Origin of the sequence: Gilliamella sp. ESL0254 (assembly GCF_013344985.1) — a bacterium.
Classification (GTDB): Bacteria; Pseudomonadota; Gammaproteobacteria; order Enterobacterales; family Orbaceae; genus Gilliamella; species Gilliamella bombicola.
Window position 1 is genome coordinate 186997 of the sequence record NZ_JAAEDU010000002.1, and the last position, 11897, is coordinate 198893.

14 protein-coding genes are annotated in these 11897 nt (G+C 37.0%); 5 read left to right on the plus strand and 9 right to left on the minus strand.

Annotated features, from left to right (window positions below; translation table 11 throughout):
- Positions 1-8: 8 nt before the first annotated feature.
- From GYX25_RS07760 to flgB, 8 genes are read right to left on the minus strand one after another with little or no spacing between them, the layout of a single operon-like run.
- Positions 9-1079, minus strand: a complete 1071-nt coding sequence (locus GYX25_RS07760) for a flagellar basal body P-ring protein FlgI (protein WP_446718917.1) — start codon at positions 1077-1079, stop codon at positions 9-11.
- A 50-nt stretch (positions 1080-1129) separates the two neighbouring features.
- Positions 1130-1807, minus strand: a complete 678-nt coding sequence (locus GYX25_RS07765; protein WP_238786062.1) for a flagellar basal body L-ring protein FlgH — start codon at positions 1805-1807, stop codon at positions 1130-1132.
- A 22-nt stretch (positions 1808-1829) separates the two neighbouring features.
- Positions 1830-2612, minus strand: coding sequence for a flagellar basal-body rod protein FlgG (gene flgG, locus GYX25_RS07770; protein WP_091347929.1), 783 nt, complete (start codon positions 2610-2612; stop codon positions 1830-1832).
- 12 nt (positions 2613-2624) lie between these two features.
- The gene (locus tag GYX25_RS07775; protein WP_174787103.1) at positions 2625-3380 is read right to left on the minus strand and encodes a flagellar basal body rod protein FlgF; all 756 of its coding nucleotides are present in this window, start codon (positions 3378-3380) and stop codon (positions 2625-2627) included.
- Positions 3381-3394: 14 nt separating this feature from the next.
- Positions 3395-4606, minus strand: a complete 1212-nt coding sequence (gene flgE, locus GYX25_RS07780; protein WP_174787104.1) for a flagellar hook protein FlgE — start codon at positions 4604-4606, stop codon at positions 3395-3397.
- A gap of 16 nt (positions 4607-4622) precedes the next feature.
- Positions 4623-5342, minus strand: a complete 720-nt coding sequence (gene flgD, locus GYX25_RS07785; protein ID WP_174787105.1) for a flagellar hook assembly protein FlgD — start codon at positions 5340-5342, stop codon at positions 4623-4625.
- Positions 5343-5355: 13 nt separating this feature from the next.
- Positions 5356-5763, minus strand: coding sequence for a flagellar basal body rod protein FlgC (gene flgC, locus GYX25_RS07790; protein ID WP_091347942.1), 408 nt, complete (start codon positions 5761-5763; stop codon positions 5356-5358).
- Positions 5764-5765: 2 nt separating this feature from the next.
- The gene (gene flgB, locus GYX25_RS07795; protein ID WP_174787106.1) at positions 5766-6176 is read right to left on the minus strand and encodes a flagellar basal body rod protein FlgB; all 411 of its coding nucleotides are present in this window, start codon (positions 6174-6176) and stop codon (positions 5766-5768) included.
- 154 nt (positions 6177-6330) lie between these two features.
- On the opposite strand from flgB, the gene flgA reads away from it, so the two are divergent.
- From flgA to flhA, 5 genes are all read left to right on the plus strand, one after another.
- Positions 6331-6990 (plus strand): flagellar basal body P-ring formation chaperone FlgA, encoded by a 660-nt coding sequence (flgA, locus tag GYX25_RS07800; RefSeq protein ID WP_174787107.1) that lies wholly within the window; start codon positions 6331-6333, stop codon positions 6988-6990.
- 78 nt (positions 6991-7068) lie between these two features.
- On the plus strand, positions 7069-7362 hold the full coding sequence (gene flgM / locus GYX25_RS07805) for a flagellar biosynthesis anti-sigma factor FlgM (protein WP_174787108.1): 294 nt from the start codon (positions 7069-7071) through the stop codon (positions 7360-7362).
- 29 nt (positions 7363-7391) lie between these two features.
- Positions 7392-7826, plus strand: coding sequence for a flagella synthesis protein FlgN (locus GYX25_RS07810; protein WP_174787109.1), 435 nt, complete (start codon positions 7392-7394; stop codon positions 7824-7826).
- Positions 7827-7968: 142 nt separating this feature from the next.
- Positions 7969-9099 (plus strand): flagellar biosynthesis protein FlhB, encoded by a 1131-nt coding sequence (flhB, locus tag GYX25_RS07815; RefSeq protein WP_091347957.1) that lies wholly within the window; start codon positions 7969-7971, stop codon positions 9097-9099.
- A 17-nt stretch (positions 9100-9116) separates the two neighbouring features.
- On the plus strand, positions 9117-11204 hold the full coding sequence (flhA, locus tag GYX25_RS07820) for a flagellar biosynthesis protein FlhA (RefSeq protein ID WP_174787110.1): 2088 nt from the start codon (positions 9117-9119) through the stop codon (positions 11202-11204).
- A 118-nt stretch (positions 11205-11322) separates the two neighbouring features.
- Here the strand turns inward: flhA and cas6f are convergent, their stop codons facing one another.
- Positions 11323-11892: a type I-F CRISPR-associated endoribonuclease Cas6/Csy4 gene (gene cas6f / locus GYX25_RS07825; protein WP_174787111.1), complete on the minus strand. Its 570-nt coding sequence runs from the start codon at positions 11890-11892 to the stop codon at positions 11323-11325.
- Positions 11893-11897 lie beyond the last annotated feature (5 nt).

An 11897-nucleotide genomic window follows, 5' to 3' on the forward strand; every position in this document is an offset into this window, starting at 1 on the left:
CATATTCTTTAAATTGTTTCAAGCGTTGCGTGTAAACAACCTGCCGATTTCAGTGCTTCAAGAATCGACATTAATTCGGTCGGGTTTGCACCTAATAAGTTGAGTGAATTAATGACATGATTTAAGTCTGTTCCTGCCGCCAAATTGTGTAATGCACCACCACTTTGCTCAATGCCGATTTCTGTTTCAGGTGTTACCACAGTTGCACCACCCGCAAGTGGGGTGTTAGGTTGGCTTACGTTGAGTTTGTTATTCACTACAACAGATAAGTTGCCATGGGCTACCGAACAGTTATCAAGCTGTACTTTTTGATTCATGACAACAACGCCTGTTCGCGTATTGATAACTACTTTGGCAGAAATAGGTGTGCTACCTATTTCTAAATTTTGTATTTTAGATAAAAACTGTACGCGTGCTTGGCTTTCTTTGGGCATTTTTATAGACACTGTGGTGCCATCTAGGGCGACTGCGCTATTTTTTTGTAATCGGTTAATTGCATCTGTTATTTTGAGAGCTCGGGTAAAGTCGAATTGGTTAAGATGCAGGTGGATAGTATCTTGCTCATCTAAATGAGTGGCTAATTCACGTTCAATCGTTGCACCATTAGGTATAGTTGCGCCTGCTGTTTGGTTAACACTGACACTGCTTCCTTTGCTACTTGCCCCCATTCCCCCTACAAAAAGGTTGCCTTGGGCAATGGCGTATACTTGATTGTCGGCGCCTTTTAGTGGTGTCATGACTAATGTGCCACCACGCAGACTTTTGGCATTACCGAGCGAAGACACTACAACATCAATTTGTTGTCCAACTCGTGAATAAGACGGCAATTTTGCCGTGACCATGACCGCTGCAACATTTTTTAATTGCATATTGCTGCCCGATGGTACGGTAATACCTAATTGAGATAGCATATTAGTGATACTTTGAATAGTAAAAGGTGTCTGTGATGTTTGATCGCCAGTACCATCTAGCCCGACAACAATACCGTAACCGACTAGCGCGTTTTCCCTTACGCCTTGAATGGTAACTAAATCGCGAATGCGTTCAGCATAGCTTGCTGGGACGATTAATATCATCATAAAGATAAAACAAACAAAAATACGCAACTTTTTTAGCATAATGATACTCATTAAAAAGGGGACAGATTTAAAAATAGGCGTTGTAGCCAGCCCATCGTTTGTGCTTCATCGATATACCCATTACCAACATATTCAATACGTGCATCAGCAACTTGAGTCGAGATAACAGTATTATTGCCGTTAATGGTTCTTGGATTAACAATACCAGAAAAGCGAATAAATTCGGTGCCTTGATTAATTGCTATCTGCTTTTCACCAATAACCTTTAAATTGCCGTTGATCATGACATCTTGAACGGTGACGGTAATGGTGCCATTAAAGGTGTTTTTTGCATTAGCGCCTCCAGCCCCTTTAAAGTCATTGCCGCCAGACATTTCGGTATTGGCTTTGCCCCTTCCGACTAAGCCATCTAAAAATTTAGGCACTGTTTTTACACCTAAATTCACCGAACCATTTCGTCCTGCATTAACCGATGAGCTTTTACTTGCGCTGACGTTTTCTTGTAAAACGATAGTTAATACATCACCAATATTACGCGGACGGCGATCTTCAAACATAGGCTGATAGCCAAAACTCGTGGGCTGAGCAGCCTGATAAATTGATCCGCTGGTGTTCACAATTTCAGGCATTTGCGGAACAATACTCGTTTGCCCATCAACCAATGCTTTTTTAGGTAATTGAGCACAACCGATTAGGCACAATGCAATGAGAATATAAAAATATTTCAATATGCTTATCATGTTGTTAACTTTATAGTTGATTTAAGCGTTGTAGCATTTGATCGGATGCTGAGATCGCTTTGCTGTTAATTTCGTAAGCACGTTGGACTTGAATCATATTCACCAACTCTTCAGCAACATTAACGTTAGAGGTTTCGGTATAACCTTGATATAACAAACCTGCACCATTTAACCCTGGGGTGTTTTCGGTTGGTGAGCCTGAGCTTTCAGTTTCTAAATAAAGATTTTCGCCCATGCTTTCAAGACCTGTTTCATTAATGAAAGTATGTAATGTTAATTGACCAACTTGTACTTGAGCTGATTGGTTGGCTAGGGTTACATTAACGATACCATCACGGGCAACGGTCATTTTGATGGCATTGGCTGGAATATTGATTGTTGGCTGTATTTCATATCCAGATGCGGTAACAAGTTGACCATTTTGGTTAACCTGAAATGCACCACTACGAGTATAAGCTTGTGTGCCATCGGGTAGTAGCACTTGGAAAAAACCTTGTCCATTAATAGCTATATCACTGCTGTTATCGGTTAATTCTAAATTCCCTTGGCTGTGAACCCTCTCTGTTGCAACAGGACGCACGCCAGTACCAATTTGTAATCCAGACGGTAATGTTGTTTGTTCTGAAGACTGAGCACCGGGTTGGCGAATGGTTTGATATAATAAGTCTTCAAATACTGCTCGTTGTCGTTTAAAACCGCTGGTGCTGACATTAGCTAAATTATTAGAGATGATATCCATATTCATTTGTTGTGCCGTTAATCCCGTTTTGGCAATCCATAATGATTTAATCATTGTTATTCCTTTTTATGAAAGTGATAAAATTTGATTCGCTTTTTGTGCATTTTCGTCAGCAGTGATAATTTGTTTCATCTGCATTTCAAATTGACGAGAATGGCTAATTAAATCCACCATCGCCGTAACAGGGTTAACATTACTGCCCTCTAATACGCCCGACATGAGTTTTGCTTTTGGGTTATCTTCTAATGTTGCACCTCGTGCATTACGAGCTTCTTCAGTTAATTGAAAAAAACCGTTGTCCCCACGTATTACTTCATGGCGCTCAAGATGTACTTTTTTGATTTTTCCTACTTGGGCAATAGTGATTGGTTTATCACCTGCTCCCAATGCTGAGAGAGTTCCATCACTACTTATACTCACTTTAGATTGTTGAGGAACCGTTAAAACACCATTGTCACCAATTAATGGATAGCCTTGAACATTGAGTCCACCGTTTGCATCAATCTGGATTGCACCATTGCGAGTATAAGCTTCACTGCCGTCGGCTAATTGTACCGCTAGCCAATGATCTTCTTCTAAAGCGACATCCATATTCCGTCCAGTATAATTAAATGCCCCCATAGTCGAATCAAAAGTTGGAGTGGTTGCAGCAACCATCGTTCGTGTCGCCATACCATTGCCAACAATCGGTACCGCTTTCATTGCGGTTAACTGTGCTCGAAATCCCGAAGTCGATACATTAGCTAAATTATGTGTTGTTATCGATTGCTGATTGAGCGTTTGCCTCGCAGCCGACATAGCCGTATAAATAACCCTATCCATAAATAACCCTTAAATTAACGCAAATTAACTAACGTATTTAGGATCTGATCCTGTGTTTTGATTGTTTGTGAATTAGATTGGTAATTACGTTGAGCAACAATCATATTTACTAATTCTTGACTCATATCAACATTTGACGATTCAAGCGCGCCACTGGCTAATGAACCAAATGTACCTGAATTCGCAACCCCCAAGACTTCACCGCCCGATTTGATGGTTGATCGCCAATTGTTGTTACCTGCTGATTCTAATCCGTTAACATTGGCAAAATCCGCCATAGCAATTTGACCTAATAACATGGTTTGTTGATTTGAATAAACACCATAAATTGAGCCGTCGTTATTAATGCTATAACCAATTAAATCACCCGGTGCATAGCCATCAACTATTGGTGTTTTAATGCTGCCCATTTCTTTACCCATATTTTGTTGTGAGCTGTTCGCCAAGGATAAAGTAAAGGTGTTATCTGCAGATCCATTTAATCCATTAATGTTAATAGTCATTTCAGGATCACTAATTAATTTTCCTGATGCGTCAAACTCCATTTGGCCAATTGTTTGTAAACTGCCATTAGGGTCACTACTATCAAGACAATGGACATCCCATTGGTTATCAGCCGTTTTTACATAAAAAAGCTGAACATTACGTTGATTACCTAAGGAGTCATAAGTTGTAATCGTTGTAGAATAATTAAATGTGTCTGCATCAAGGGCATTGACGGGTTGTTTTATTGGTACTTTGCTATTTGAATTTAAATTGGTTTGCAAAGTGGCTTTTGTTGTTGCTGAAGCATTCAACATTTCTTGTGAAATTTTTAGTGGCCCCGGCGCTGCACCTTGTTGTACTTGGGGCGGAGTTCCAGTTGCCAGGTATCCTGTCAGTTGTAGTCCATCTGCCGAAATAATATTTCGTTCAGCATCTAATTGAAATTGTCCATTACGGGTATAGTAAATTTGTCCACTACTATCTACTAAACGGAAAAAACCATTACCAGAAATTGCGACATCTAAACTGTTGTTAGTTGTTGTGGTTATGCCATCATTGAAATTTTGCATCACGCTAGCGACTTTTACGCCCATTCCTACTTTTGAACCGGCATACATATCGGCAAATGAGATACTTGCGCTTTTAAACCCTACGGTTGCGGAATTAGCGATATTATTACCAATGACATCTAATTGTTTTGATGCCGCATTCATGCCACTTACTGCTTGAGAAAATCCCATGTGAACTTTATCTCCTCTAAAGAATTTGACGCACTTCGTCAATACTAATTGAACCGAGTATTCCTAAATCTAGTAATACTTTATTATTAACTTTGCTATTGATAACACCATATACCACTGAATAAGTTAATGATGTTGATGATACTTTTTGCCCGTCGTAACTGGCATTAACTGAAAAAGTATAGCTGCCGTCTGGTGCGAGTGTGCCATCTGTGAGCATGCCGTCCCATGTGAAAGAGCTTACCCCTGCTGGGATCGCGCCTAAATCAACTTCGCGGACCACATTGCCATTTTTGTCTTGGATAGTAATAATCACTGAATCCGCATCACGAACTAATTCGAATCCAAATGGGGTTGTGATGGTTTCTTTTTCAGTATCTGCCCCATCGTGCTCTGTAGTTGCCACTAAAATTTTGTTACCTGGTACCATGACCCCTTTACCAATCATGTTGCTGGCATTAACCGATAAGCTGTCATCGATCTGTCCTGAAACCATTCCTAACGTGGTATTAAGCCGCTCTATACCAGCTAAAGTATTAATCTGTGCTAGTTGTGATGTTAACTGGCTATTATCCATTGGGTTAGTCGGGTCTTGATTTTTCATCTGGGCGATAAGTAGTGTTAAGAAGTTATCTTGTAACTCTTTGCTCGAATTGCCATCCGATGAGCTTTTTTGAATTGCTTGCGCACTTTTTACTCCAGATGATTGTGAAACAGCAACATTAGCTATACCCATAAGTTATCCCTTTTTATTGCCCTAATGTGAGAGTTTTTAACATTAAATTTTTTGCCGTATTAATCACTTCGACATTTGCTTGATAACTACGTGATGCTGAAATGGTGTTCACCATTTCAGCAACTACATCGACATTAGGCTTTTGAATATAGCCTTTTGCATCGGCCAAAGGGTGATTAGGTTCATAAACTAAATTCATTGGTGCGGGATCTTCAATCACTTGCGAAACTTTAACGCCAGCCACTTGATTTGAATACCCATTATCATCAACCTGAAAAACCACTTGCTTAGCACGATAAGCCTCACCTGAAGTGCTTGTGATACTATCCGCATTGGCTAAATTACTGGCACTGACATTCATGCGTTGGGTTTGCGCCATTAACGCGGACCCCGAAATGGCTAAAATAGAAAAACTCATTATTATTATCCTTGCTGTAACACCGATATTACATTTTTAAATTGCTCACCTAAAAAGGTTAAATTGCTTTGGTAATGAATACTATTATCAATAAATGAGGTACGTTCTTGATCCATTTCGACTGTATTACCATCAGCCGATGCTTGATAAGGAATACGATAAAGTATATTTTGATTAGGTGCGATTGGTGCTTTTATCTGGATATGGCGATTTGAGGTAGTATTCAATCTAACATGATTAATGCTAGCCTGATTATTAAGCGCTTTACTTAACTCAGCATTAAAATCAATATCTCGAGCCTGATAATTAGGCGTATCGCTGTTTGCAATATTTGCCGCTAATATATTTTGTCGCATTTCACGTATATTTAATGCTTGCTGGTGAAAATTAACCCATGTATCCAATTTATCAAACATAAAATCGTCTCACTTTTTTTTTGATAATTAGGATTTTAAGCGAATCAAAAAAAAGTCATTGAGAAAATAACGATAAAAATTGCCCTTATTTCAAGATTCATTTCATGTAATCATAAAGTAAAATCAGTTTATGAATAATTCCAAATAAGTAGACATGATTAAAACTGTAAAATTAATACTGGCCATTTTTATGCTTTTTAGCTGGAATACAGGTTTAGCTAATCCACTTGATAAGCAGATAAATAATTTAATATCTCAACAATTTAACTATGAAGTAGATAATATTATAATTACTTATCCTACCGCTAAACCTAAATTAGATTGCGATACACCAGTGCTTGCGTTATTGAATAAAAAGAAGCAGTGGGGCAACATGACGATTAGTGCTCAATGTGATAATAAGAAAAAATTTATCCAAATTCATGTTGCTGTTATAGGTAACTATATTGTAGCTAAGCAAACAATACATGCAGGAACAGTAATTAGCAAAGATAACATACGCATTCAATCCGGTCGGCTAGATAAAATATCTTCTGCGGTTATTGTCAATGAAGTTGATGCCCTTAATCATATCGCTTTACGAAATATCAATCCGGGCGAACCAATAAAAACAACAATGCTCCAAAACAGCTGGCTGGTAAAAGCAGGACAAATAATTAAAGTAATAATTCGTGGTGGGGGTTATGAGGTAGCGACTACTGGAAAAACACTTGGCAATGCCGCATTAAACGAGAAGATTAGAGTTAAACTAAATTCTAACAAAATTGTTGAAGGTACGTTGACTCACCAAGGAGTCATAATTTTCAATAAATAATATTAATGATTTTTTTATTATTGCCGATAATAAGACTAAACAAATCACTTAAATCGTAAATTTGATTAAAGGTATTTTATGAGTATAGATGCAACAAAATCCGTTAGAACCATATCAAGACTACTTAACTGTGATGTAGTCAATGAACAACAAAAAAATCCGACTGCATCTGTACCCCTCCAAAACAGTGCCAATATCAGTACTAACGTGAGTATAACTCAAAATTCAATGGATCTTTTACATTCAACTGACAAAGATATTGATGTGGAAAAAATTGAAAAAATAAAACAAGCCATTACCAACGGTACATTGGCTATTGATACCAATAAAATTGCAGATAAATTAATTAAACAATTACTACAACATATTTGAAGATAAGTCAGAATTACAGGAATACAAAAATGTTAGAACTCAATAACATCCTAAACAAAATAACAGAAATGTTACAAACACTTTCAGAAATTCTGCAAACAGAGCAAAAAATATTAATTGAAAATAGCCTAACAAATCAGTTAAGTGAAATTATTAATAAAAAAAGTCAGTTACTAATTCAATTAAAGTTACTGGATGAAAACCGCATAAAGTTAAGTAAACAATTTAATGTTCAACCACCTTATAAAGACAATCCAACAATTGCAGCACATTGGCTATCAATCACTGATACAACAAAACTACTATCAAAAATAAATCGTGATAACGGATTAATTATTCAAAATCGTATGAATATAACCCAGCAATCGATCAATTACCTTAAAGGTATAAATAGTCCTACTGTTTATACCAATAATGGCTATCAAAAAACCGACGTTATCTCGTCAAAACGAGCTAAAGTTTAAAGAGAATTGATATTTGTTTTCGGTAAAGCTGATAAATACCCCAAAAATGCCCTCTTATTAAGCCAATAACTCGTTAGTAATTAGTTCATACTGTTAGCATTGTAAATATTAATCAAACTATGCAGTTTTATTTAATTTCATCATGGCTGACGATAATGATCTAGATAAAAGCGAACATCCCACCGATAGCAAAATAAAAAAGGCTAAAGAAAAGGGGCAGATCCCTCGATCTCGCGAATTAACTTCGTTGTTAATCTTGTTAATAGGTATCACTTTATTTGAGTTTTTGGGCTCACATTTAGTTAATCAGTTAATCGCAGTCATAAGAACAGCAATAACAGTTTCGTATAAAACAAGTGATGATAAATTACTCGTCTTTAATTTAGTTGACTTGTTAACCAAGGGTTTTTGGTCAATAGTCCCAATTTTTTTGGGTTTGGTTATTGTTGCTATATTCGCGCCACTTTGTGTAGGTGGTTTACTATTTAGCTTTCAATCAATTAAGCCAAATTTTAAAAAACTAAATCCAATATCTGGATTTGGCAGAATATTTAGTACTAAAGTTTTTTCTGAATTGTTAAAAAGTATACTTAAAGTGATGTTAATTGCTATGACTTCAACATGGTTTTTAATGCACCATTTCCCTAATATGCTTTCGTTACCACATATGTATTTTAATAATGCTTTAGCTAAAGCAATACAGTTAGTCATTCTTTGTGGAATGCTAAGCGTTATATCGTTAATACCCATGGTGGGATTTGATATTTTTTATCAAATTTGGAGTAATTTAAAAAAATTAAAAATGTCAAAACAAGAGATCAAAGATGAGTTTAAAGAGCAAGAGGGAAACCCGCAAATTAAAGGGCGAATTCGCCAAATGCAACAAGCGATCGCTAGACGAAGAATGATGAAAGATGTTACTAAAGCCAATGTTATTGTTACTAATCCAACTCATTATGCCGTTGCTTTGCAATATGATGAAAAAACAATGATGGCACCAAAGTTATTGGCAAAAGGTACTGACAAACTTGCACTGCGCATTAAAGAAATAGCTAGTGAACATGACATTCCCCAATTAGAAGCACCTCCGCTTGCACGAGCTTTATATCGCCACGGCGAAATAGGTGAAACAATTCCAACCGAACTATATGCCGCTGTTGCTCAAATCTTAGCTTGGGTATATCAATTAAAACATTGGCATAAATATGGTGGGAATAAACCAGTAAAACCTAATAATTTACCCGTACCAGAGTCACTATCCGTAAATAAATAAAGGCAATAACTAATCTTATGATTAAATCTAAACTACTTAATTTATTATCAATTAATACATTAAAAAATGGTCACTATCAGATATTAGCTGGACCAATGCTCATTTTATTGATTCTTTCAATGATGGTATTACCTTTGCCAGCATTTATTTTGGATCTGTTTTTTACATTTAATATTGCTTTATCAATTATTATATTAATTGTGGCATTATTTACTAAACGAGTGCTTGATTTTGCAGCATTTCCAACCGTTTTATTATTTGCAACTTTATTAAGGTTATCATTAAACGTTGCCTCTACACGAGTCGTTTTATTAAAAGGGCACACAGGTAGCGCTGCTGCTGGACGGGTTATTGAAGCTTTTGGGCACTTTTTAGTTGGCGGTAATTTTGCTATTGGTATTGTGGTATTTATTATTTTGGTCATTATTAACTTTATGGTCATCACCAAAGGTGCAGGCAGGATAGCCGAAGTAGGAGCACGCTTTGCATTAGATGGCATGCCAGGTAAACAAATGGCAATCGATGCCGATCTTAATGCAGGTTTAATTGGTGAAGATGAGGCCAAAGCTCGTCGTACAGAAGTCACTCAAGAAGCTGACTTTTATGGTTCAATGGATGGTGCCAGTAAATTTGTACGTGGAGATGCAATTGCCGGATTACTTATCATGGCAATTACCATTATTGGCGGTTTATTGGTAGGAGTTATGCAACATGATATGGCTCTTTCCGATGCGAGTAAAACCTATGTGTTGCTGACTATTGGCGATGGATTAGTTGCACAAATACCATCACTGATTATTTCAACAGCAGCAGGGGTTATTGTGACTCGAGTCACATCACAAGACAATGTCAGTGAGCAGATGCTCAAGCAGTTATTTAATAATCCACAAGTTTTGATTTTAACCGCTGTTGTAATTGGTTTACTTGGGCTAATTCCCGGCATGCCAAATTTAGTATTTTTACTGTTCACAGCTTTTTTATCTATTATTGCTTGGTGGCTAACTAAACAGAAAAAAACAGAACAGACAACCACGCCTAAACAAGCTAATGTGCAAGCAACCACGCCGGCCAATATAGAAGCGACATGGTCTGATGTTAATATTGAAGATACATTAGCAATGGAAGTGGGTTATGGATTAATTCCAATGGTCGATCAAACTCAAAACGGTGAGTTGTTAGGGCGAATCCGTAGTTTACGTAAAAAATTTGCGCAAACATTGGGGTTTTTACCCCCTCAGGTGCATATAAGAGACAATCTTTCGTTAGCGCCTTATCAATATAAAATATTTATCAAAGGTGGCGAAATAGGCAACGGGGAAATTGTTAATAACAAATGGTTAGCCATTAATCCGGGTAATGTAACAGAAACCATTGAGGGTATTGCAACGACTGAACCCGCTTTTGGATTGCCTGCAATTTGGATAGATGAAAACGATAAAGAAAATGCTCAAATATTGGGATATACCGTTGTAGATACAAGCACTATGATCGCTACTCATTTTAATCATTTACTACAACAATTTGCTGGCGATTTGTTAGGGCGCTTAGAAACCCAAGAACTTCTCGATAGAATAAAACAAGATATTCCTAAATTAGTGGAAGACTTTATTCCTGGCGTTGTGACATTAACCACTTTTCATAAAATTTTACAAAACCTGATCGCCGAAAAAGTATCAATTCGAGATATGCGAACTATCATTGAAACAATCTGCGAGCATGCACCAACCCAAAATGACGCTTATCAATTACTAAGTATAGTTAGAATAGCATTAGGCAGAGTGATTACACAGCAATGGTTCCCGGGCTATGATCCAATTAATGTCATAGGATTAAATATCAATTTAGAACGTTTGTTATTACAAGCACTACAAAATACCAATAATTTTGAACCAGGACTTGCCGAACACATTATTGAACAAATTAGACAAGCCATTAATCAACAAGATGCCATCGGTGCTCCACCAGTATTATTAGTGAATCATGCATTAAGACCGATGTTATCGCAATTTTTAAGACCGAACTTTCCTCAATTAGCCGTGCTATCGAATTTAGAAATTACCGATAATCGAGAGATAAAAGTTAGCACGCAAATTGGTGCTCAATAGTTCCTTATTGTAAAAGAGCATATTGCACTTTACCCAATTTTTACCCTTTTTTTGAGTCTATTTTAATATCAATAATAATCAATATGTTAAAATCACCCTCAAAAAAAGGGTTAGAAATTTAAAAATCGGGGACTGTTGCGGTTTGGCTTAGTCCATAGCTATTAAATGTGCCTTGTACTGGCTCTAGGCATTTTTCTTGCTTTATCCACAAAATAAATTTTTGCCCTGTACTTTTACTATGCAAATGAAAGTGTGGATATTGCAAATGAACGCTTCCCCACTTTTCAATCATTTTATTTTTTACTTCAGGCGTCCATTTTCCTTGTGCTGTTAATCGTTGTTCGGCACGCCTTAATGCACTCTGACCTTTCGGATTAACACGGCTAAACCGTAAATAGCCTTTTATCGTCGTTGGTACTATAGTGATAGGCATCAATAAAGCATAATCACTAATTGTCGATTTTTGCTGTATATCTGCTTTGAGGTTTTGCAACTCCTTCTCGGTGCCCAATAGGCGAATCACTCCACCTAATGTTCGGTGCACTCTGTAACAAGGAAAGCTAATTGCTATGTTTCCTTGGTGATTGACCAAAATTTGGTGTAGTGATTGCATCACTTGATTCATCACATCCACTTCGGTTATCTCAATTTGCGAAATCGCTCGCAACTCTAAATAATGTGAGTGCATCTTAT